Below are 22,445 nucleotides of genomic sequence, written 5' to 3' on the forward strand. Positions count from 1 at the left end.
TCCCAGGAGGGTCAAATATTTTATCAGACCGGCGCCTTCCCGTAATCGATGATATGGTTCAATACGGGGCTGGGGCGCATTGCCTTCGAGGCGAGCTGGTCGTCAGGTTTGTAGTATCCGCCCGCGTCGGCCGGTTGCCCTTGGACCTGCGTCAGTTCCTCAACGATTGTCCCCTCAGAGGCTTCTAAGTGGCGAGAGACTGCACTAAATTCGGCCTCCAGATCGGTATCTTCTTCCTGTGTTGCCAGAGCCTCGGCCCAGTAGAGCGCGACCCAGAAGTGACTTCCCCGATTGTCCAGCTCTTTGACCTTACGTGACGGGGCTTTGTTTTTAAGCAGATATTGCGTCGTCGCGATATCGAGCGTCTTACCCAGAATCTTAGCCTTTGGGCTGTCGTACTTTTCGCCGAGATGTTCTAGAGAGACTGCAAGGGCGAGAAATTCTCCCAAAGAATCCCAGCGTAGGTGGTTCTCTTTTTCAAACTGTTGAACGTGTTTCGGAGCGGAACCTCCAGCACCTGTTTCAAAGAGTCCTCCTCCGTTCATAAGTGGCACGATGGAAAGCATCTTCGCACTGGTTCCCAACTCAAGAATTGGAAATAGATCGGTGAGATAATCTCGGAGGACGTTACCCGTCACAGAGATGGTATCCTCCCCCCGCTTCATGCGTTCCAAGGAAAACATCGTGGCGTCAAAAGGAGCCATAATGTGCAGCTCAAGACCCGCAGTGTCGTGATCTTTGAGGTAGACTTCGACTTTCTTGATCAGTTCGGCGTCGTGTGCGCGCTCTTTATTGAGCCAAAATACTGCGGGAGCCCCGGTCGCGCGTGCCCGGCTGACCGCCAATTTCACCCAATCCTGAACCGGGGCATCCTTCACTTGGCAGGCCCGCCAAATGTCGCCCTCCTCGACACTGTGCTCAATCAATGTAGTGCCGCTAGCATCAACGATGCGTATCTTGCCTTTGCCGGGTGCTTCGAAAGTCTTATCGTGCGAACCGTATTCTTCGGCCTTTTGAGCCATGAGCCCAACATTCGGCACGGTTCCCATAGTCGTCGGGTCGAACGCCCCGTTCTCGCGGCAAAAATCGATTGTTGCCTGGTAGACGGGTGCATAGCTGCTATCTGGAATGACAGCGAGACAGTCCTGAGTCTTACCGGCAGCGTCCCACATTTTGCCACCCGCACGAATCATGGCAGGCATGGATGCGTCGATAATGACATCGCTTGGGACATGCAGGTTGGTAATGCCACGATCAGAATCGACCATCGCCATATCTGGCTGCTGACCATAGACAATATCGAGATCGGCTAAAACGTCCTTCTGTAAGTCCTCACCCACTGTTTGCATTTTGGAAATCAAGTCGCCGAATCCATTGTTAAAATCGACACCGAGATCCTTGATGACCCCACTGTGCTTCTCGATGAGGTCTTTGAAGAAAACACGCACACAATGACCAAAGATGATTGGGTCAGACACCTTCATCATCGTCGCTTTCATGTGCAGAGAGAAGAGGATGTCTTCATCCTTGGCACGCTTTACCTGCTCCTCGAGGAATGTGATGAGCGCAGCCTTACTCATCATAGTACCATCTAGTATTTCACCTGCTTGAAGAGGGAGGGGGCCTTTAAGCTCCGTCACGCTTCCGTCCTCTGAAACAAACTCGATCGTGACTTCGGTCGCTTCAGAAATAGTAACCGATTGTTCGTTTGAAAAGAAATCGTCGGCACCCATCGTGGCCACGGTGGTTTTGCTATCTGGGCTCCAGCTGCCCATGGAGTGTGGGTTAGCGCGTGCATACTCTTTTACGGCCTTGGGGGCACGACGGTCGGAATTGCCTTCACGAAGAACCGGATTGACGGCGCTTCCCTTGACTTTGTCGTAGCGGGCCTGAATCGACTTCTCGTTGTCGTCCCGCGGCTCTTCTGGGTAATCAGGTAAGGCGTAACCTTTAGCTTGGAGCTCGGCAATCGCTGCCTTCAACTGAGGAACAGAAGCACTGATATTGGGGAGTTTGATGATATTAGCCTCAGGTGTCTTAGCTAACTCTCCGAGTGCTGCTAGCTCGTCAGGGATACGTTGGTCCTCAGAAAGAAACTCAGGAAAAGTGGCAATGATACGTCCCGACAAAGAGATATCACGCGTCTCTACGTTAATTCCAGAGGACTTTAAAAAGGCCTGAATGATGGGCAGGAATGAGTAGGTCGCCAGAGCAGGTGCCTCGTCTGTCTGAGTGTAAATGATCGTCGGGTTCGCTGACATATTTCGATAGTTTTTTGATACGAGTGATAAAAAGAATCCTTTTGGCTAAGGACTTTTGAACGAAACGTCAAAAGACAATGCCGTAAATCAAAATGCTGTCGACAATCTCATTGCATCGGCAGGGAGGCCTGGCACCGAACCGCCATATCGTTTGGGGTAAAAGTCTCGGATTTCCGCCAGAGACTCCATGGCAAAGCGCGCCGACTCTGATTAGGCTCTACGGGGACCCACTTGACACCAGTGCCAACGACCGATCCGGCACAAAACTGATCCGAAGATCTCCCGTGGCTTCACTCGTAGGGGTTGGATAGACTACCTCCGGTATCCTCGATTCGTCGCCATCGCGCGCCAAGTCGTAGGCTGCTAATACCTCAACGTCCATCTCGATGACCCATTCGGGCCGAGTGACATCTCTGTGGTATATGCCGTGGATATTGAAGGCGATACTTTGATCATCTGACAGAATCGGCTCTGTGAGAGCTTCAAATTCGTCAGCACTCAAAACCGAGTAGATCTTACCGTCGAAAGCGGATAGACGGTCAAGCGCGCGTTGCATCTGGTCATGTGATAATCCCTTTTCCGCAATGTTATCCGCAGACTCATCCAGTGCCAAAGCCAGGATCGCAGGATCCACTTCTGACGTGGAGACAAAGCGATTAGGGAGATCTACCGCAAACCCTGGCACACAGATAAAGGTGATTCCAGAGCCACTTACATAAAAGTCTCCGGGACGATAATACGTATGGCGGAAAAAATTTGCCCCATCTTTATTTGAGGGTTCGAGCACCATAAGATCGGTGTAAAAAGTCGCCGCTGCCTTAACACGACCATGTTGCATAGCCTCAGCGGCCAACTCTGTCAGCTGTGCTTGCCATTGAAATCGGATCGAACGCGCCAAGCGATTTACCTCAGTAGCAGCATTGAGATAGGTAATAAAGAAGGCATTCAAACGGTCAGACTCGGCTGCAGCTTTCATTCGCTGGAGATGCTCAAACTGCGCTGGAGCGTAGCGTTTGAGAATAGCTTGCACATCCTGCGGAAGAAGTTGGTCGAATTCAGATTGGAGCGATGCACCCAGGAGTCCTGCGACCTTCATACTCGCTTGATCAAAAGCCTGCGAAGCATCTGGCCACAAGCCTTGCTGCTGATACAACTCTGCTTGTCGTTGCATCTGCTTGGCTTCTGATACGTCGACTCGCGAGGCTAAAACACTACGCTGAAACGCTCTGAAGAGCGCCTCACATTGCGACTGAGCTCTGAGCGTCGAGTCCATATCGGACTCCCGATACGGATCGACCGAACGATTATCAAAATATACCTGAATGCCGAAGAGCCCGGTGATGCAAACGATCAAGACCCACAGCAAGATGCGAGGCCACGGGCTCTTATACTCGGGTGCACGATAGCCTAAACGACTTGCAGCACGAACATCAACAGAGTCTGCAGCGACCGCAAACACCCCTGGCTTTGGATCATTCATCGAGCCTAAATAGATCGTTTCTTCTGCTCCGATTCAGAGGCTGCCTGAATCTCAGCTGCATCGGCCTCAGGAAGATGGTGGTGACTCACAAGCCAATAGAATACAAAGCCGAGAATGCTATCAGTAACTTGGTGGATAGCCCGCGCAAAAACGGCAGGATCAGAAGAAGCGGCCTTTAGGGTAGCATCTTCATCCGTAAAATATGCTGCGTGTTTTTTATAAATATCCTTAAGCTGGGTGATCAGGATTTTGACTTTAGGTTTGGAAATCTTGTGAGCCTCTTTTGGTATCGATTCTGCCGAATATCCCCAAAAAAGCGCGACAGCAGCCAATTGAATTGGATCTAAAGCCTCCAAACGTGCATGCATACACGTCACTAGAGAAACTCCACTACCGTGACCATTAATTGGCAAGAAAGTGCTGATCCGCTCTACCGATCCCGATAAAAACGCGCGCCGAACATCGCCGAGTTCATGCCGCTTCCCAAGTTTATTGGTAATACGTGAGGTCATCTTAAAGAAATCTTGAAGGGTCTCGATTTCCTCCACCTCCATAATGATGTGTAGCACATCAGAAAGTCTCAATAGGCTAGGTGGAAAGTCGTCCGGTATCTGCCGTGCATGCAGCTGCTTAAGGATTATCCTAGTTTCATGGTCTTGACGAGAAGTCTTCGAGGATAGGCTGTTGAGGGAGTGATCAAACGCGGCAGTCTCTCGGAACAGACGAATGAGCCTTATCCGTTTCTCTTCACCTGGTCCGAAATCTGGATGCTTCAGGAGTTCCGCATAACTAAGCACTGCAAGCTCAGACGCCAAAAAATCGCGCTTTTCACGGTATGAAAAAATCGGCTTGTAGCCGATGCTTTGAGCGAGATCTTTCAGCGAGAAATGAGCAGCGGCACTTATCAATACTTGCTGACGGACTTCTTCCCAGATCTGAGAGTACGATTCGGTGGAAGATGACATGAAATGGACTTTCTACTGAGGGCAACTTACGAGCTACTCGTCACTTGATTAGCACACTCACGCAACTCGGGAAGTCTGCTATATTCTTCTTCAGGATTCAAAGGCATCTCCGCAATTTGAGCCAGAGCTCGGGCTACATTAGCGAAATCTTCGACAACGTTCCCCTGTGTGGTCATTCTATCCAGCATCGCCACCGGGAGACCGGCAGTCACAGCACGCTTGACCACAATAGCGTCTCGGACGGTGTGGTCCATAATCTCAGAATCTAGATGGACGCTATCGGAATACCGCAATTGATTGAGCTGCATTTGCATACGGATACGCGGCATGGCAAAATCCGAACCTGTCTTAATTGCGTTGAAGATGATCGAGCGAATTTCGGCGTGATTCTTACAAGTGTCGTAAAGATACAGATCACTCAGGGCACGAAACTCATCCAGCTTCTCGACAAGGAGCACCAGCCCAATTTGGCTCAATGCATCAGGATTTGCTGGAACGATGATTGAATCAGCCGAAAAAATCCCACAGCGCGCAGCTTCCAGAAGATTGGGAGGGCAATCATAGATTACATAGTCATACTCATCGATAAAGGACTCCTGGCTCTTGAAGAAATCGAAGAATACCGGGTTATCTGACTTGGGCCGGTAAGAGCGGTCCTCGATTTCAATCAACTGAAAATTACAAGGAATAATGTCCAAGGGGATGCCTGCATAAGCGTCTTCTCGAGTACGAAAGACATTGCGGAAACGAGCCTCCTCCAAACTGACTGAGGCGTCCGTGAGGTAGGTACAAATCGAGGGTATTTCCTCATCCTGCACTTCTCGCCAGGTGGCCAATCCCATAAGCCAAACAGAGGAGTTGGACTGTGTGTCGAGATCTACCAGAAGCGTGCGTTTACCAGCAAGTGCCAGGTGAGATGCTACATTGACCGCCAGCGAAGTTTTACCGACTCCACCTTTGTAATTTATAAAGGCAAATTTATGAGGCATGATCTTAAATAGTATGTTTGGGCTCCGAACTGACCTACAATATTTCTTGCCGTGCGGAATCTTCCATGTGCTGCTCAGCGATCCGCTTGAGCTCTTCCTCAGTCCGCGCGAGGTCTGTCTCGCGGCGAACGAGTGCAGCTTCCCGTTTTTCAAGACGCTTCTCGCGAAGGTTAAGCTCGCGCTCACGCTCTTCACTCAGATCAACTACCTTCGTTTCAGAAACCCCGACGACTCCAGAACTTTCGACACGACCCGGTAATACGGTGTAAGCGACGACATTACCTTTAGACAGGCTCACTTCATCTAGAAGATCATAAATGGAAGAACAGGCATAACCCTCTCCTACGATGACCAACGAATAAGCCCGTTTTTTCTCGTGGTATGTAATGAATATCGCGCGTGCCGCAGAGTCCTGCTCTGCAGCACTGATGGGCTCATTCAGCTTACCTCTGAAGAAGGCTCGAGCGTCTGACAGGCTGATATGCTTCATGGAGAGGTCGGTTCAATTTATTTCGACCGCGAACACGGTCTTCGCATTGCTTGTTATTGGAATGGGGGTAACTTCGTGCAACTCCGATGCCATTCTACGACCCAACGAACCGAGATCATTAGCTACAGGATTGCCCTTCACAAATTTTTATCCAACTAATTCCCCGCAACTACGTAGTATACTCTATGAACGAGTTAGGGGATGCCGGATAAATTGAGTTTTTCACGCAAATTGCGGTCTTTGGGGGAATTTTGAGACCAATAATAACTGTTGGAAATTCGCTTCATCAGTTCGGCCTCAGTTACCTGACTGGTCGCGGTGTCTCGCTCCGTCCAGCCACGAATCCCGTGGGGGAATGCCGTTGCAAACTCAATTTCGAGGAATCGACCGAGCTCGGGATATTCGACACGATAGCTACTCCAGATGCGCCCAGACTTCATCTCACCGACAGCGGCATAGGGGCGGGTCTCCCGATGAGAAAAGCGCAAACTCAAGCTATCTGGAATAGCCAAAAACTCTCCAACAGGCAAAGCCTGAGGATCGCGACGCAACAGTGTCCAGAAGCCGTTCTCCATCCAAATGTCACCTGTCCATTCAAGATCTTGATCCCCTTCACCCTCAAAATAAGAGCGTAACTCATAACGGAGGGCACCGTCCTCACGATTGATTTGCGCGTATACTTGCCCACACCAATCCTGAACCGAGGTCGTCAACTTCAATGCGCGTCCATCCTCTTCAAACAGGGGAGAGAATACCGAGGTCATCGTGCGATAGGCGTAAATGCCCGTATTAAACTCGCGCAAGGCATTGAGCTTCAAGACATCCATATCATTACTGTCACGACGATCACTCTTGACCTGCTTGGTGGTATCAAACGGTTCCGTAACGAAGATTAGAGTCGCGACGCCCGGATGCTCGTCTCCATAGCGGACCTGCTTCAGAGAGTAGGTAGTAATCTCAGCTCCATCAAACCATGTATCGCGCAGTTCCTGTTCGGTGGCAGCGGTTAGGCGGTGATGACTGCAGAATACGGACACAATAAAGAGCGAAAGGAGCAATATAGATTGAGTCATGTTACTTAGATAAACCGTCCGGCGATACATTCCAAACCGCGGCATTAGTTTGAGACGAATTTCCACTCGAGCTGCTCAATATCGTAGAATCCCAACCCCACCGCCTGAGCGTATTCAAGTAGTGGATGAGAAGAGCGAAGGATATCAAAACCCTGTTGCTGCCGCGCATCATTGAGCCGTTCGAGCATCAAAGCGTCTAGAGCGACAGCATTTGTGGACAGCCAGAGCAAGGGTTCGGAGCGCGTGTAGAGGGAGTTAAATTGAGGCCCCCCAATGTATTGATAACGCTCTAAAGATAGGAGGGTAAAGAGCCACTTCTCGCGCAATTCTGGAATCGATGCGATCTCCGCCACAGCCACAGGACCGGTGGTACTGCTATTTAGAAAGCGCCGTGTATTCGAAACCGCGTAGACGGATGCATTAGTTAACGCCCCATGTAACAACAAGATACGGTGGTCTGAAACCACGGGGAGATTGATCCAAAAATCGACATCCAAGAACAAATTTGTGGGCAGATAACTCCTTCGCTCTTCCTCAGTGATATTCCGCTCACCACGCTCATCTTCGAACGTGACACTCCCAAAACTCCGCGGACGTGGCGGAGGCAATGGATTATCATAAAACCAGACCGGATCGTAATAAGCCTCAGAGTCTAACGGTTGAACAGACATACCCTCGAAGGCCGTCTCCAGTTGACTCAGCGACGGCAAGAATTGGGCCTCCCGCAGTTGCGAGGTATTGAGGTCAACGATACGGATATCCTCGCGTACAAACCCACGCTTCACCAAAGCGTCGGCCACAGCGCTGACAAGATTTAGCGGCGTTGCCAAGCCACCTCCCTGGGCCGTCTGAACTTTAAGAGCAACGATACCCGTCTCTCCTGGGGTGATCGGTTCTCCACGTTCTCTTTCAAAACTTTGAACAATCGCCTCGACAGAGGCATCATAGGCAGTGGCAGAAAACTCGCTTATATCTGTTTCCCAAATATAGCGCTCAAGCAAGTCCCTCTGCACAAAAGTATCCTGGGCATCGAGCGCGATGACACATAATAACATTAAAAACAACCCGACAAACCGCCGTCTGGACTTATCTCTGAATCCTTGCATCCCCGACATCTTCAGCTTTTCAATCTGTACTTCATGGCTTCAAGCATTAAACGGATAATTCTCCTCTATGTTCCCTGCGTTCTTGGATCGATCTGGTTCAGTGGCTGTAGCAATGAAGCCCAACGCACTGAGTCAGCACTCAATCAAGCACAAATCGCCTATGATGCGAGTGCCTTTGGCCAAGCGGTCACCATTTTGGAACCCCTTGCCACGTCAAATCCAGACAATGTCGATATCCATGAACTACTGGGAAAGAGCTACCAGAGACTTGGAGACTATCTGGGCGCTGCTATTATATTGAGGGAAACCTATACAAAAGATCCCGCACGTATCCATTTAGCAAAGGACGCAGCCAAGAGTTTTGCCGCAGCAGGTGATTTTACTTCCGCGATCGCGGCCTACCGTAAATACCTCAACATTTTTAGGGACGATGCTCATGCTATGCGGGGGCTCGCTGACGCGTGGCTTGTTACAGGTCGCGACACACCTGCACTGGAGTGGCTGCTTCTTCTGGAGAAAAGCGCGCCACCGTTGTTCACGCGCGAATACATCTTGGAAACCGCTCGGATTTACCGTCAATCGGGCCTTAACGTCCAGGCTAAGCGTTACTACCAGCGCCTTGAATCAGATGAAGATCTTTCCTACTCGTTACCCGCACAACTCGCATTGATTGACTTAGCGGCTCGTGACCAGGAGTGGGAGAACGTCAAAATCAGAATGGCCATGGTGGATAAGATCGCCCCTGGAGCTTTTGATGCGAGCCCTGTCGGTGCGCTGCGCGAGCAACTCGCCGAGCGCGAGCGCAACTTAGCCCGTTTAGCTGAAGAACAGGCTAAACAAGAGGCTCTAGCAGAAGAAGCGCGGGAAGCGCTTATTTCTGCATCAACCGCCTCGGAAACCTCCGAGACGGAGGCGGAGCAGGAGATCACCCAGCCCGAACCGACGGAGCCTGAATTTGCCGAAGTAATCGAGTCAGCACCAACTGTTACGCCTCCAGCTGATGGCGATGGCATTCAAGTATCGGCGTCAGACGATACACTTGCGTCAACAACAACAGAAGTTCAAGAGCCTGAGACAGCGGATTTAGCCATACCCGATATTGACCCAAGCGAGCCTGATTCAACCGCAATACTAACAAAACCCGACGTTTCAAGTGAGGACGTGACAAGTGACAGTTTAAAGACGCGTTCTGAACTTATTTCACGAGGAGACACACTACTCGAACAGGACGACTACGAAGGCGCGGTGAACGCCTACTATGATGCCGATGCCCGCTCACCCAACGACCCCATAATCTGGGAACGCATCTCTCAAGTATTTCTTCAACAAGGGAGTCCTCGACAGGGAGAGATAGCCATGCTCGAAGCAATGCGCCATGCACCCGACGATGCAGAACTACGCATACGCTATATACGCATGATCCAAGGCATGGGGGACCCAAAAAAACTCATGCGCGTCATAGAGAGCGCAAAACAACGCTTTCCCGAAAATGCGCAAATAACACTTTTGCTTGCGCGTGCGTTTGAACGGATCGAGCGCAACGAACGCGTTGCCCGCTTTTACTATGAGCAGTTTCTCGATCTAGCACCCGATTCGCCTGAGGCAGAGTCCGTGCGTGCGCGCCTCATCAGCCGCTAGCCGCCCATCAGATGCCCCGCATTGCCCGCAAGACTATTGAGGATATCCGTGCCCGCGTCGACCTTTACGATGTTGTATCTCCCCACGTTGAACTCAAGCGCGCCGGGGCATCTTGGAAGGGACTAAGCCCATTCAATTCTGAACGGACACCCTCGTTTTACGTTCATCCGGATAAGGGCTTCTACAAATGCTTTAGTAGCGGAAAAGCGGGAGATCACTTCAGCTTCGTCGAAGAAGTCGAGAATATATCTTTCGAAGAAGCGGTCGAAACACTGGCAAAGCGCTTCAATATCTCAATCGAGTACGAGGCAGGTGGCCCCAGTCGCGAAGAACGCAGTCTGCGTCAGGAGTTATTCGACCTCCACGAAGTGGCCGCACAGTGGTTTCGCGATGCCTTCCAAGCCTCAAATGAAGAAGGAGAGTATGCACGCGATTATTGGACTGAGCAGCGAAAATTTAGTGCAGAAACTGGCGAGGATTACAAAATAGGTTGGGCCCCTACAGATAGCTTTGCTCTTCACGAAAAGCTAAAACAGAAAGGCTACTCCCCTCAGGCTTTGCAGCAGTCTGGACTGTTCTATTTGCGCGAGGAACATGTAGGTGCCCAGAAAGCCCGATGCCGTTTCGCCGGTCGGCTTATGATTCCGATCCGCGACAACAACAGCCGCATCGTCGCCTTCACCGCGCGGGTAACTGATCTCACTCGAGAGGACGACGTGGCACGCGATGCAAAATACGTCAATAGCCCTGAAACACCCCTGTTTGTAAAGAGTAATATCCTCTTCAACCTCGACGTCGCCCGCAAAGCGACTAAGGAAAACAGGACACTTTACATGGTGGAAGGCCAGCTCGACGCCATCCGGTGCGTCGAACAAGGCATCAAGTCAGTTGTAGCGCCCCAGGGGACTGCCATTACTGACCAACAATTACACCAACTCCGCCGCATCGTGGACCGCCTGGTATTTGTGCTTGATGGTGATCGCGCTGGCAAAGACGCCGCACTCAGGGCACTCCCTATGGCATTGAAAGCAGGCTTAGAACCGCGCTTTGTGGCGCTTGCTGACGGACAAGATCCAGATTCCATTGCTCAAGCTGGAGGCACCGATGCACTCAAGAAATGCTTCGAAAACTCAATGGGCACCGTCGCATTTACCAAAGCCGCCCTGGATTCGGGAGATCCCCCCTCTCCTTCAGAACGCCAGGGCCAACTGAGATCCCTGTTCGGCATCCTAAACAGTGTAGAATCAGCTATTCTTCTGGAAGAATACATCGAAGAGACGGCACGTGTGTGGCAGCTTCCACCCGATGCACTGCGCACCGATTTCGCCCAATTTCGTAAACGGCAAACAGGACGAAAGTCGAACAGAACACACCAGCCTCAGACGAATACAGATTCCCCCGACGCCGCCCCTACTCCCGAGACCGCTCAGGCACAGGATTCTACGTTGACACGGGTTGAGAGTCAGCTACTATGGTTCATTTTGCATAATGGAGATTTCCTGGACTTTATCGCAGCAAATTTCGACATTAACTGGATTCACGCTGACTCGGTTCCGGCACGCATGCTGCGAAAGATCTTAGTCGACGTTCAACACGGAGCTATCGAACCAGGAGATCCACTCATCGACTCCTTTGAAACTTCTAAGGAACGCCAACTGTTTTTCGATTTACAATCCATCGACCTCAACCTCGAGGAACCGGAAAAATCGGTAAAGCAAGCGATAAACAACGCGTTCACCAATTGGATACAAATCAACTTAGACAGACTCAGCCACCAAATCGCTCAACTCAGTTCAGATTCCGAAGAAACCATTCACCTGATGCGTGAACGTATTGACTACCGCAAGATGCGCGCATCTCTTCCTTTTCCCTCCTAACCTAGCCCTCACCGTCCTCATGCCAGCAAAGAAGAAAGCTTCCGCGAAAAAAACCCCACCTGCGAAAAAGAAAAAGACCGCCACTAAGGCGAAGTCTGCCGCGAAGAAAGCACCCGCAAAAAAAGCTGCTCCCAAGGCCGCCGCCGTGAAGCCAGAGATTTCTGAGGAGAAGCAAAGTTTCAACGACTCCCAAGCACGCTTGAATGATCGCATCCGCGATCTGATCCGACTGTCCAAAGAGCAGGGTTACGTTACGTATAAAGACATCAATGTCGCCCTGCCTGAAAGCGTAAATAACCCGGAAGAGATCGAGAATGTGATCAGCATCCTCGAGAATCTTGAAGTCGACATCCTCGATGCCAGTGAAGTCGAGACTTACAAGGCGCGGATGGAGGAGAACGAAGAACAAGAGATGCGCAACAGCCAGGCCGACATGATCGACGACCCGGTCCGCATGTATCTCAAACAAATGGGCCAGGTGCCACTTCTCACACGCGAGCAAGAGGTTTCTATTTCCAAGCGCATCGAAACAGCGGAGCTCAAAGCCGCAAACATCCTTTTTTCTGTGGGTATCACAGCAGACTATCAAATCGGCCTGATTACAAAGCTGCTCAACCGCGAAGAGCGTTTCGACCGTATCGTTCTAGATAAAAAGATAGAAAGCCGGGAAGCTTATTACCAAATGCTGCCTCAGCTTGTTGCCGAGGCACAAAAGATCAACACCCAACTCACTGATCTTTGGAATAAGATGAAGGATGCGGGGGAGGATGAGAAAAAGCTCAAACGTCTTCAAACCCAATACACGAAGGCAGAAACAAAGCTAAAGCCGATCTTCAAGAAATTCTGCCTAAAGATGAAAATCTTTGAAGAATGGCTCGCTTCTGTAGATCCCATCCTGCGCGAAATTAATAATTGCTTAGAGAACCTCGCTTTGGCTCAACGTGCTTCATCACGTCGTCGCAATATCGACACTGATGCCATTCATACCCGCCTGGATGAAATTCAAGACCAATTTCGCTTTGATCCGAGCAGCCTAACCGAGCTGATCCGCGATGTCCGGAAACACTTTCGCGATGCTCACAAGGCAAAAACAGAGATGGTAGAAGCCAATCTTCGCTTGGTGATCTCGATCGCAAAAAAATATACCAACCGTGGACTCAACTTCCTCGACCTGATCCAGGAAGGAAACATGGGCCTAATGAAGGCGGTGGAAAAGTTCGAATACCGCCGAGGCTACAAGTTCTCTACTTACGCCACCTGGTGGATTCGCCAAGCTATCACCCGCTCTATCGCAGACCAGGCGCGGACGATCCGCATCCCGGTCCACATGATCGAGACGCTCAACAAGGTGATGCAGGTCCAGAAGCAACTCCTCCAAGAGCTAGGCCACGAGCCAACAGCAGAGGAAGTAGCGGAAGAAATGAACCTCCCCGTTGAGCGCGTGCAGTCCATCATGAAGATGGCTCAACAGCCCATTTCGCTACAGAGTCCTGTCGGCGATTCTGACGACACCAATTTCGGCGACTTCATTGAGGATAAGGGTGCGGAAAACCCCTACGACATGACTGCCTACTCGCTACTGCGCGAAAAGATCGTCGATGTCCTGGATTCGCTCACCGAACGCGAACAACGCGTTCTCTCTCTACGTTTTGGCCTAGCGGACGGTTACAGCCGCACACTCGAAGAAGTTGGGCGGCAGTTTAAGGTCACGCGAGAGCGTATCCGCCAGATCGAAGCGAAAGCACTGCGCAAAATGCGTCACCCGACACGTATCCGACAGCTGCAAGGATTTTTCGAAGGCGATATCGACGTCGAGACACACGGGTTCGACAACTTCAAGCGCTAGGCCGACTTGAAACGAAGGCACAGGTTTGCACCGTTGGCTACTGGTGCTGGGCTGAGCATTCTCTGCGTCTTATTAACAGGTTGTCTTACCGCCCTGCCTAATGATTCGTCGGAAGTTCCAAATCCGTCAGCAGGAACAAGACGATCTCCGGAACTGCTTGGGATCGTCCTAAGTGTCGATAATGCACAAGGATTTGTCATCGTTCGGGCGGAAAGCTGGGTTGGGAAACTGTCTCCTTATGCTTCCGAGGGCAATCGCGTTACCATCTCTACCGACGGATTGGTGACGGGCACTGTCGGCGATGTCCTCTACCAGTCTAACCAGATCCACGCCCTTTACATCGAGTCAGGCCAACCTCAACCGGGGGATAATCTATTTCTCCTGCCCGATGCCACAGGAGATTGATAGCGGTCTTAGCAACCCATTTGCATTTCGAAGCTAAGCTTGCATGGTTATTAGATGGGTCCCGAAATATCTGAGATAGAGATCCCCAAGAACATTCCGATCATGACATTACCCGAGGCAGTTTTATTCCCTCAGGTGATCATGCCGCTCCATATATTTGAAGAGCGTTATCGCAAAATGTTATTGGACGTGTTGGATGGTCCCCGAGTGTTCGGGATTGCTACGCTCAAGCAAAACGAAGCGAGCGATCCTAAAATCCTAGAACCTTTTCATTCTATCGGTTCCATAGGTATCGTCCGAGCCTCTCAGAGTAATGACGATGGTACCTCCAACGTGTTGCTACAGGGCCTCATGCGTGTACGCTTTGAACAGGTGGTGCAGGAGGACCCTTATAGAATCGCTCGCATTCAGCCCTTACAATCGACTACAGAAGAACAGGCTCCCTACCCAGGCATGCAGCAGCTCATCTTAGATCTTCTTCGCGAAAAGCGACAAAATGGAAGTAGTATTTCAGACGAAGCCATGGACTTCCTTGAAAATATTCAGGATCCAGAGTCGTTCATTGAATTCGCGTCCTATTCGGCTTGCGACAATTTGGTTGACAAACTCCAACTCCTAAAGACGACCGAGACCCTAGATCGATTTAACCTCCTTAGCGATTGTCTGACAAAAGACATCGAACGCATCCGATTCTTCAAACAGCTCCAAGAGGGCTTGAAAGACGAACAAATCGGGTTGAATTAACTGCTTGGCACTGTGGTAACGAGCCCCACGACGCAAAGCACTGAAAACAGCACGAGGTAGAGCGAGGTAAACATCAGACAGCGCCCAAAGTCCTTCGGCGTCTCAGCTCGATAGACTAAGATACCCAACCACCGGCCCAGCGGATATGACATCGCGGGTATAAATAGCCCCACCATGTCGTAGAAAAGACCAAAGGCTAAAGCGATTAGGCAGGCTGCGGTAACTGATAATTGATATTGGACGAGGCCAAATGTGCGCCCAAATCGAACAATCAGCGTCCGCTTATTGGCAACGCGATCTTCATCTACATCCCGTAGGTTGTTCACGACCAATAGGTTATTAATTAGCAAACCCAGAGCAATCCCCAGCGTGAAAGCCACGACACTGTATTCATCAGCCTGGACAAAGTATGTGAACCCCGTCGCGACCCATCCAAAATAGAAAACCACGAAAATGTCTCCAAGCCCTAGATAAGCCAGAGGTGCAGGCCCCCCAGTATAAAGAATCGCACAGGCTATGGACGAGAGCCCTATAACAATGAGCCAAACATCGCCATAGGGGATCAGGAGACAGCCAGCTACAAATGCCAACGCCAGAACGGCCCAAGTAGCACGCAGCATCGCTTGTGGTGTAATCCAACCTGACGCCACAGCCCTAGGCGGCCCCTTACGCTGATCCGTATCGGCTCCCTTTTTGTAATCGAAGTAGTCGTTTGCAAAATTCGTGCTGATCTGGATCAACAGACTAAACAACAGGCAAAGCAAAGCCGGAAACCATTCAAACTTCCCTTCATAATAAGCATAAGCAGTCCCGACTAATACGGGGCTCGCCGCTGCAGGAATTGTGCGCGGACGTGTAGCGACCAACCAATGCCGGATCATCGGGTAGCAATGAGCGCGATTCGGCGAGTAAAGGTTTCCCCAAATGCCAATGCAATTTCCTGTGCATCGGCATAAGTACTCTCGAGATTGTCCACATGCCGAAAGTAGGTAGTCATCCCCTCGTTGGAGAGTACGGTAAAGGTAATGTCCATATAAGCCAAACGATCCGCAGTTGCTACACCATTGATATAGAGTGTTCCATTCTCAACACTCACTGACGAGGTAGGGTTAATCGCCGATACAGCGAGGCTTGTCGCATTTTCACGGTAAAACTGGATACTAAAGTCGATCACGTTTGAAGCAGCAAGATTCCGACGCAAACCGGTCGAGTAGATCCCCACGTTCCCGCTAACGGCGTCTGAAGGAGAACCTGATTCGATATTACCGTCCCAAATCGTGCGTAATGTGATACCACCCGAAACATCGCTCTCGCCAATAAATCCGTCAAAAGCTGCGTTACCTGAAAAAGTGGTTAACGGGTCCACCAGTCCGCGATAAATTGAGACATTGCGCGAAGACGCCGTGCCAGGGAAAATCTCACGCAAAGTCAATTCGTAGGCGACCGCACAAATATTCCCGGTGACAGGATCGCCATCAAAATCCTCAGACGGCGCATCGGGGACTGAGGACAGAACGATCAGCCTGGCCTGGTTTGCCAAGGAGAAGGCTCCGGTGCCTATCGTCTCCGTCTGGTAATTAATGATTTCTCCAGGAGCATTAAAAAGAATGCCATCCAAATCGTCCTCGATCAACGTAAGAAGGAGCCTTGCCTCGCGCGATGCCTCGACAGCACCAGCAGAACGATTCCAGATGCCGAGCACACCCGAGGTGATAGTCAGAATAAGCCCGGTAATAACAACCATCACAGCAGTCGAAACCAGAATCTCGATGAGGGTAAAGCCCTTCGCAAGCTGCGTTTTACAGGCGGAGTATGGAATATTTTTGCGCCTCATCAGACTAAAAATTGAGAACGGTGCTGAAGCGCAACAATTCACTCGATTGAGAGGGAGGATTCTCAGCGATCAGGCTCGCAATCGTCTGACCCGGAGCAGGCGCGTCATAAGAGAATATCCGCACGTCCATGATGAGGTAGCCCAGGTCAAAGTCTGCGAATGTTTGATTGAGAGACACCGAAAACAATTGATCGAACGGAGATGGGAGAGCATTGGACGTTGCCGACACGGTGTTCTGGGGGTTAGAGAAAGCCGGAGTGACGAGTGCAACGAAGAGCGCACCGTCGACATTGTCAGATACAACGGTGTTGTTCATCGCAACCTCCACATCTGCAGCTTGAGATCCGTCGACAAGGACAGTAGCCCCATCAATTTGGTTGTATACTAAAATATCGATATACTGGTTACCTTGGAGCTCCGTATAAACTTCTTGGAATTTTGGGACGTCAGGGTTGAGATCGTATGACTGAAGAAATGTCTCTACTTTGCTAACGACCGCTGCGGCCTCCTCGCTGGTGAGGGACTCCGAAATCGAGGTCAGCGTGCTTCCAAGAAGACCGATCAGCGTCACCATCGCGAAGGCAAATACACCGATAGCGATGATAACCTCGACCAATGAAAGACCTCTACGTTGAGGAGAAACTGTTACTGCACTCTCCATCATGGGATCACACCTGCGTCTGGGTAGCGATACACCGCCCCCATACCTAAGATAATATAACCACCCGGAGCACTCTCACTGTCCCACACAAGTTCAAGCCCTGCCGCCCCAGGGATAGGTGAGCCTGATGCAATGACGACATTAAACTCATCAATTCCGCCGTTCAGACGCCCCTGGGAGTTAAAAGGTATATAATGCCAGGTATCTGTGCCAGCAGTTGACTGAGCAATCGCCGAGGGACGGTTCAAATCAACAGTCAAGCTATTCAAACTGACCGTCGCATTCCCCGTCTCTTGAGACCGCACCGGCTCAAAATGAATACCAGCCGGGAGCAGATCGAAACCGGTGGCCGAAAGCCAACCTTGGTTCCCATCCACATCCTCACCCCAATAGACAACAGTAGTTTCACGGAGATAGCGCTCCGGGTCTGTGACGTCGCCGTTAATCAAGAGCAGTGCACTCGCGCCAAATCCCCGAGTGCCTGCACCAACTGGAAAAGTAGAACTCCCCTGTTGGATAACTGCCTGAGTTCGAGCGCTGATCAATAATCCTTGAAGCACACGTTCAGCCGTTGGAACATCCCCACGCCCACCACCGGCGAGCGCAATCCCCACACCCCCGATGATTACCGCAATCAATCCAACGGTGACGAGGAGCTCGATCAGGGTGAATCCCCCCGCAGCTTTTGAATGGCTCAAATCTTTGCTTTCCATCACTCGACCATAATGTTGTCTAGATTTGAATCGGCACCCGTCATCAGATCTTTCGGATCAAATACACCCGTCGTACCTATCGTAGCCGGAGGTGCGCTGAGTCCATCGGGCCCATCAGAAAAGAGCACGAAGTTACTGTTTCGCCACGTTGTCGTAGCTGCGACTTGGTCGTAGTAATAACGGAGTGTACCATCCCAAGCATCTCTGAGTGTCACATTTCCGAGGTTAGTAACGGTACGGTTGGCCATGAACGCGGCTTCCGCATTTTCATTAGCGAATGAGATGTTCAGGTCTTGAATATCTATAAAAGGGTTGCGAATGGACGCTGCGTCGAGCGGTGCTCCATCGGGCGAGATGAGGCCAGCAAGCGCGGAAAGTAAGACCAAATTACCCGCAGCTGTACCTCCATTAGCTCCCACACGGGGGAAATCACCGAAGTCAGACTTATAGCGCTGCAATGCGACCTTGATGGCCGTCATGTCCGCTTTCGTGCGCGTGACGTTCTGTTGCTCGGCTACGCCAGAAATAGCACCAAACGTCAAGGCCGCAAGAATGCCAATAATAGCGATCACTGTGAGCAACTCCACGAGTGTGAATGCTCTTTTTAAGCTGGATTGGGGACGAATCATGAACGGGGTAATTTGCAGAATTGTTCTGATCGAGGACGGGAAATTAAGCTAAAACGATTCCCTTTGGCAACGTAAATATATTGATAACAAAGTGAATACTCAGCCCATTGTTATAGATCTAATTTCTCGAGCGCATCTGAGGCTTCCATCCACCCCTCCTCCACGACTGAAAGCTCCCGTTTCCAAGCATCCAACTCTTTCATCAGCGAAGTAGTCTCGGACCCTTGTTTAAACCAATCAGGGTCTAACATCTCTTGTTCACGCACCTCTATTTTCTTATGAAGTGTCTGCATCTTATGTTCGTGTTGCTGCACCTTCTTCTTCAGCGGGGCAGCACGTTGACGCCGTTCAGCTTCAACGCGACGACGTTCCTTAGCAGAGATTGCTGGGCCCGCAACTACTACTGATTCCGAAGTTGGCTGAGACTGAGTGAGACGCGCCTCTTCTTCGTCCAACATTCGAATATAGTCGGAGACATTTCCCGTGAGCATCCGCAACTTGCCAGGAGTGACTTCAAGCACCTTTTCGACAACCGGATCCAGAAAATGTCGGTCGTGGCTGACTAAGACAAGCGTCCCAGGAAAGTGCACCAACGCTTCCTGCAAGATGAGCTTGCTATCTAAGTCGAGATGATTGGTCGGTTCATCCAGGATAATTGTATTCGACGGCCTCATCAGCATCCGGGCCAACGCCAAGCGGTTGCGCTCACCGCCAGAAAGAACTCTCACTGGCTTAAACACATCGTCCCCTCTGAAAAGGAAGGCGCCCAGCAAAGATCGGGGATCCATGCGCGACCCACTGGCCGACGCGGCCTCTTCCACTACTTGTAGCGCGGTCATATTTAGGTCTAGGCTCTCGGTTTGATGCTGAGCGAAATAAGCCAGTTCAGTGTTATGACCTAATTGACGATCCCCATGATCATAGGGCTCCTCCCCGGCCAAAATGCGCACCAGAGTCGACTTACCGGCACCATTGGGCCCAACGATTGCAACACGCTCCCCATCAGCAATACGCAGAACTAAGTCTCGAAACACTTCGAGCGTACCATACGACTTCGAGAGGCCTGATAACTCAATAGCGGTAGGGCTGTTGCGCGGCGGATTTGGGAAGCGAAAATGCATAGAGCGTTCGTCGGTATCCAGCTCGATACGCTCGATCTTATCCAATGCCTTGATGCGGCTCTGCACCTGAGAAGCCTTACTCGCCTTGGCGCGGAATCTATTGATGAAGGCTTCTTGCCTTTCGATTTCACGTTGTTGCTTCTCGAATTGCTGTTCTCTCACCTGCTCAAGAACAGCCTTTTCTTTCTCTGCAAAACTAAAATTCCCCGAGAAGCTATCCATGCGCCCCGCCCCCAGATGGAAAGTTCGATTCGTTACAGCGTCCAAAAATGCCCGATCGTGAGAAATAATTAGCAAGGCCCCCGGATAGCGTCTTAAGAATTGCTCCAACCAACGTTGGCTCAAGATATCAAGATGATTGGTCGGCTCATCGAGCATCAGTAAGCTAGGCTGCTGTAACAAAAGCTTTCCTAGGGCGATCCGCATCTGCCATCCTCCAGAAAATTTACCGGTATCTTTATCAAAATCATCCCCCTGAAAGCCAAGCCCAGAAAGCACCTTCTCTATCTTCGCTCGAAGCTTGGGAGCCTCCAATCGCTCCAGTTCGTGCTCCATATCACCAATCCTATTAATGAGCTGTCGGTATCCAGGAGAGTCCACCGCGAGCGTATCCAATTCAGAATGAGCGGATTCTAGCTCGGCCTGTAACTCAATAATCTCGGGGAAAGCTGTCGCTGCTTCATCGACCAGCGTCCGGCCCCTGACCGTAATTCCATCCTGCGGCAAGTGTCCCAAAGTAGTCCCTTTCGCCACGATTACCTCTCCTGCATCCAGGCTCTCCTGCTCCAACAAAACCCGGAAAAGCGTCGATTTACCCACACCGTTACGCCCGACCAAACCGATCCTATCCCCCTCGAGAATCTCATCGCCCACCGAATCAAAGATAATCTTCGGGCCATAACGCAGACTAATGCTATCGAATGTTATCATTTAGATAAATATGACAAATTATGTATAAGGGCTCTTTAACCCGGGACGGGATTCTCCGATGTTCGAGAAGTTTTTGGCAATACCTCTATCTATGCGTGAATCCCCGATACTCTCCCCTGCTCAAACTGAATTCTTCAACGATGTAAAAACCTTCTTCTTTAGCAACCCATTCGGGGACACTTCCTTCGAGACGCTGAAAAAACTACTCGGTCCAGAATTCAACCCGATAAGCGATCAGAGACGCATTGAAGATCTTACCGAAAATCGAGAACGCCTCTGCGATAAAATCGAACGACATCTCGGAGACATCGACAAACTGGTCCATGGGGCCAACAAACCCCTGCGCCCGGATGATTATCGACTCTATGAGCCCGCGGTCTTTTGCATCCAATTTCACCGAAATCGCGAGGCATTCCAGGGATTGATAGGGAAAAGCAAGAAAGCCCTGAAAAAGCGCGGCCCATTTCATTCCGACATATGGGGAGACTCTTTGGAAGATCAACTCAACCCAGGAGGCATCAAACACCAACCCTCCTTTAAAACTGAGCACCTCATTGCCCTTTTTTATCAGCTACACCGTGCAGAGTCCTTCATCATTTCTAATATTCCCGGGCGCACCGCCAGCGCGGGTGCACTACGCACACGCATCTGGCAGTCGATATTCACCCGCAACCTAGAGCGCTACTTTATCGCTATTCACGCAACCACACGCTCAGCACCCACGCTTATCACAGGACCCACTGGTTCCCGAAAAGATCGGATCGCAGAGACCATCGCGCTGAGTCAATATATACCCTTCGATGCGAGCAGCAGCCGATTCGAAGCACGATATAATAGCGCCTACACAAAAATCGACCTCGCCGCCATTCATGGCGATCTCTTCGATCACACCGTCTTTGGCTATCGACGGAACTCTGCCTCTACTGCCCGCAGTGCCCTTGATTTCGCTAGCCGATGGGGATCTTTATTCCTGGATCACCTACACCAAGCACCCCTGAGCATTCAAGCGCGACTCACCCACCTCATCCACTCTGGCCATTTTCATTTCCTAGACGGTGGAGAGGCACAGCCATTTTCTGGTAAACTCATCGCCGCGTCCAAAGACGGTATTAAACAAACAGTCATAGATGGCTCATTCTCAGAAGACTTATTTCTTGCCATCTCCGCCGATCGCATTGGGAGCTTGCCGCTCCTTCAAGCCATTTCTGAGAACACCGATGAACTCGCATTCTATGTCGAAATCATCGCGGGAGAGCTCACAGAAGACGTCGCGACTCGCCAGCAAATAAGCGACGAGTCTATTCGCTGGATCCGCAGACATGTCTCCCCAGCTTACATGTGGCCGGGCAACTATCGTGAACTCGAGCAATGCGTACGCAACATCATGATTCACGGAGATTTTACACTCAATACGACTCTAGAACACACAGGCCAATCCGCAGCGACCGATCCATTTCCGCCCTTTGTTCACAGCATGCTCTCAGGGCAACTTCCCTACGATGAACTCCTCCACCATTATTTCAAAATCGTAGTTGAACGCGAAGGAGGCTATGCTCAAGCAGCCAGGGCAATCGGAGTAGACCAGCGAACGGTGAAAAAATACTACAGGGTGCAATTGAAGTAACGGGGAGATCTAATTCTTGCTCCAGTATTCATCCCATTGCTCATTGGCTCTTAGCGTTC

Annotated in this window: 19 protein-coding genes; 6 read left to right on the forward strand and 13 right to left on the reverse strand. The window is 50.7% G+C overall.

Translation table 11 applies throughout. The features are described from left to right. Nucleotides 1–23 precede the first annotated feature (23 nt). The 7 genes from HRU10_06215 to HRU10_06245 form a co-directional block, all read right to left on the reverse strand. Nucleotides 24–2,261 (reverse strand): NADP-dependent isocitrate dehydrogenase, encoded by a 2,238-nt coding sequence (locus HRU10_06215; protein ID NRA26829.1) that lies wholly within the window; start codon nt 2,259–2,261, stop codon nt 24–26. A 217-nt stretch (nt 2,262–2,478) separates the two neighbouring features. Continuing rightward, nucleotides 2,479–3,741 (reverse strand): hypothetical protein, encoded by a 1,263-nt coding sequence (locus HRU10_06220; protein NRA26830.1) that lies wholly within the window; start codon nt 3,739–3,741, stop codon nt 2,479–2,481. A 5-nt stretch (nt 3,742–3,746) separates the two neighbouring features. Continuing rightward, nucleotides 3,747–4,706: a hypothetical protein gene (locus HRU10_06225; protein NRA26831.1), complete on the reverse strand. Its 960-nt coding sequence runs from the start codon at nt 4,704–4,706 to the stop codon at nt 3,747–3,749. Nucleotides 4,707–4,732: 26 nt separating this feature from the next. Beyond that, nucleotides 4,733–5,695: an AAA family ATPase gene (locus HRU10_06230; GenBank protein NRA26832.1), complete on the reverse strand. Its 963-nt coding sequence runs from the start codon at nt 5,693–5,695 to the stop codon at nt 4,733–4,735. 34 nt (nt 5,696–5,729) lie between these two features. Beyond that, nucleotides 5,730–6,185: a hypothetical protein gene (locus tag HRU10_06235; protein ID NRA26833.1), complete on the reverse strand. Its 456-nt coding sequence runs from the start codon at nt 6,183–6,185 to the stop codon at nt 5,730–5,732. Between the two features lie 194 nt (nt 6,186–6,379). Further along, on the reverse strand, nt 6,380–7,258 hold the full coding sequence (locus HRU10_06240) for a septum formation inhibitor Maf (protein ID NRA26834.1): 879 nt from the start codon (nt 7,256–7,258) through the stop codon (nt 6,380–6,382). Between the two features lie 44 nt (nt 7,259–7,302). Further along, complete coding sequence (locus tag HRU10_06245; GenBank protein ID NRA26835.1) at nt 7,303–8,364, reverse strand: DUF362 domain-containing protein; 1,062 nt, start codon at nt 8,362–8,364, stop codon at nt 7,303–7,305. A 33-nt stretch (nt 8,365–8,397) separates the two neighbouring features. Here HRU10_06245 and HRU10_06250 point away from each other — a divergent pair, with 33 nt between their 5' ends. From HRU10_06250 to HRU10_06270, 5 genes are read left to right on the forward strand one after another with little or no spacing between them, the layout of a single operon-like run. Beyond that, a complete protein-coding gene (locus HRU10_06250) occupies nt 8,398–10,002 on the forward strand; it encodes a tetratricopeptide repeat protein (protein ID NRA26836.1) in 1,605 nt (534 codons plus the stop codon). A gap of 11 nt (nt 10,003–10,013) precedes the next feature. Then, nucleotides 10,014–11,879 carry a DNA primase gene (dnaG, locus tag HRU10_06255; protein NRA26837.1) on the forward strand — a complete coding sequence of 622 codons (1,866 nt, stop codon included), beginning with the start codon at nt 10,014–10,016 and terminating at the stop codon, nt 11,877–11,879. Nucleotides 11,880–11,898: 19 nt separating this feature from the next. Then, nucleotides 11,899–13,725: an RNA polymerase sigma factor RpoD gene (rpoD, locus tag HRU10_06260; GenBank protein NRA26838.1), complete on the forward strand. Its 1,827-nt coding sequence runs from the start codon at nt 11,899–11,901 to the stop codon at nt 13,723–13,725. A 33-nt stretch (nt 13,726–13,758) separates the two neighbouring features. Beyond that, a complete protein-coding gene (locus HRU10_06265) occupies nt 13,759–14,130 on the forward strand; it encodes a hypothetical protein (GenBank protein ID NRA26839.1) in 372 nt (123 codons plus the stop codon). 54 nt (nt 14,131–14,184) lie between these two features. Next, nucleotides 14,185–14,874, forward strand: a complete 690-nt coding sequence (locus HRU10_06270; GenBank protein NRA26840.1) for an LON peptidase substrate-binding domain-containing protein — start codon at nt 14,185–14,187, stop codon at nt 14,872–14,874. On the opposite strand, the gene HRU10_06275 is transcribed toward HRU10_06270, so the two are convergent. The 6 genes from HRU10_06275 to HRU10_06300 all read right to left on the reverse strand — a co-directional run bounded on the left by HRU10_06275 (nt 14,871) and on the right by HRU10_06300 (nt 20,762). After that, on the reverse strand, nt 14,871–15,755 hold the full coding sequence (locus HRU10_06275) for a 1,4-dihydroxy-2-naphthoate polyprenyltransferase (protein NRA26841.1): 885 nt from the start codon (nt 15,753–15,755) through the stop codon (nt 14,871–14,873). The two genes, HRU10_06270 and HRU10_06275, sit on opposite strands and share 4 nt — an antisense overlap. Further along, a complete protein-coding gene (locus HRU10_06280) occupies nt 15,752–16,708 on the reverse strand; it encodes a prepilin-type N-terminal cleavage/methylation domain-containing protein (GenBank protein NRA26842.1) in 957 nt (318 codons plus the stop codon). Before HRU10_06280 ends, HRU10_06275 begins: the two co-directional genes overlap by 4 nt. A 4-nt stretch (nt 16,709–16,712) precedes the next feature. Further along, nucleotides 16,713–17,372: a hypothetical protein gene (locus tag HRU10_06285; protein ID NRA26843.1), complete on the reverse strand. Its 660-nt coding sequence runs from the start codon at nt 17,370–17,372 to the stop codon at nt 16,713–16,715. Next, on the reverse strand, nt 17,369–18,082 hold the full coding sequence (locus HRU10_06290; GenBank protein NRA26844.1) for a prepilin-type N-terminal cleavage/methylation domain-containing protein: 714 nt from the start codon (nt 18,080–18,082) through the stop codon (nt 17,369–17,371). The genes HRU10_06285 and HRU10_06290 overlap by 4 nt, the downstream gene beginning before the upstream one ends. Further along, nucleotides 18,082–18,711: a prepilin-type N-terminal cleavage/methylation domain-containing protein gene (locus tag HRU10_06295; protein ID NRA26845.1), complete on the reverse strand. Its 630-nt coding sequence runs from the start codon at nt 18,709–18,711 to the stop codon at nt 18,082–18,084. Before HRU10_06295 ends, HRU10_06290 begins: the two co-directional genes overlap by 1 nt. Before the next feature lie 110 nt (nt 18,712–18,821). After that, nucleotides 18,822–20,762: an ABC-F family ATP-binding cassette domain-containing protein gene (locus tag HRU10_06300; protein NRA26846.1), complete on the reverse strand. Its 1,941-nt coding sequence runs from the start codon at nt 20,760–20,762 to the stop codon at nt 18,822–18,824. 91 nt (nt 20,763–20,853) lie between these two features. On the opposite strand from HRU10_06300, the gene HRU10_06305 reads away from it, so the two are divergent. Further along, entirely contained in the window at nt 20,854–22,386 is a 1,533-nt protein-coding gene (locus HRU10_06305) for a sigma 54-interacting transcriptional regulator (GenBank protein NRA26847.1), read from the forward strand. Nucleotides 22,387–22,445 lie beyond the last annotated feature (59 nt).

It is taken from the genome of Opitutales bacterium, from assembly GCA_013215165.1.
Lineage (GTDB): Bacteria > Verrucomicrobiota > Verrucomicrobiia > Opitutales > JABSRG01 > JABSRG01.

Excerpts from the sequence above, each read along its gene's own strand:
- HRU10_06215 (NRA26829.1), bottom strand. The coding sequence starts at position 2,261 with ATGTCAGCGAACCCGACGATCATTTACACTCAGACAGACGAGGCACCT.
- HRU10_06220 (NRA26830.1), bottom strand. The coding sequence starts at position 3,741 with ATGAATGATCCAAAGCCAGGGGTGTTTGCGGTCGCTGCAGACTCTGTT.
- HRU10_06225 (NRA26831.1), bottom strand. The coding sequence starts at position 4,706 with ATGTCATCTTCCACCGAATCGTACTCTCAGATCTGGGAAGAAGTCCGT.
- HRU10_06230 (NRA26832.1), bottom strand. The coding sequence starts at position 5,695 with ATGCCTCATAAATTTGCCTTTATAAATTACAAAGGTGGAGTCGGTAAA.
- HRU10_06235 (NRA26833.1), bottom strand. The coding sequence starts at position 6,185 with ATGAAGCATATCAGCCTGTCAGACGCTCGAGCCTTCTTCAGAGGTAAG.
- HRU10_06240 (NRA26834.1), bottom strand. The coding sequence starts at position 7,258 with ATGACTCAATCTATATTGCTCCTTTCGCTCTTTATTGTGTCCGTATTC.
- HRU10_06245 (NRA26835.1), bottom strand. The coding sequence starts at position 8,364 with ATGCAAGGATTCAGAGATAAGTCCAGACGGCGGTTTGTCGGGTTGTTT.
- HRU10_06250 (NRA26836.1), top strand. The coding sequence starts at position 8,398 with ATGGCTTCAAGCATTAAACGGATAATTCTCCTCTATGTTCCCTGCGTT.
- dnaG (NRA26837.1), top strand. The coding sequence starts at position 10,014 with ATGCCCCGCATTGCCCGCAAGACTATTGAGGATATCCGTGCCCGCGTC.
- rpoD (NRA26838.1), top strand. The coding sequence starts at position 11,899 with ATGCCAGCAAAGAAGAAAGCTTCCGCGAAAAAAACCCCACCTGCGAAA.
- HRU10_06270 (NRA26840.1), top strand. The coding sequence starts at position 14,185 with ATGGGTCCCGAAATATCTGAGATAGAGATCCCCAAGAACATTCCGATC.
- HRU10_06275 (NRA26841.1), bottom strand. The coding sequence starts at position 15,755 with ATGATCCGGCATTGGTTGGTCGCTACACGTCCGCGCACAATTCCTGCA.
- HRU10_06280 (NRA26842.1), bottom strand. The coding sequence starts at position 16,708 with ATGAGGCGCAAAAATATTCCATACTCCGCCTGTAAAACGCAGCTTGCG.
- HRU10_06285 (NRA26843.1), bottom strand. The coding sequence starts at position 17,372 with ATGATGGAGAGTGCAGTAACAGTTTCTCCTCAACGTAGAGGTCTTTCA.
- HRU10_06290 (NRA26844.1), bottom strand. The coding sequence starts at position 18,082 with ATGGAAAGCAAAGATTTGAGCCATTCAAAAGCTGCGGGGGGATTCACC.
- HRU10_06295 (NRA26845.1), bottom strand. The coding sequence starts at position 18,711 with ATGATTCGTCCCCAATCCAGCTTAAAAAGAGCATTCACACTCGTGGAG.
- HRU10_06300 (NRA26846.1), bottom strand. The coding sequence starts at position 20,762 with ATGATAACATTCGATAGCATTAGTCTGCGTTATGGCCCGAAGATTATC.
- HRU10_06305 (NRA26847.1), top strand. The coding sequence starts at position 20,854 with ATGCGTGAATCCCCGATACTCTCCCCTGCTCAAACTGAATTCTTCAAC.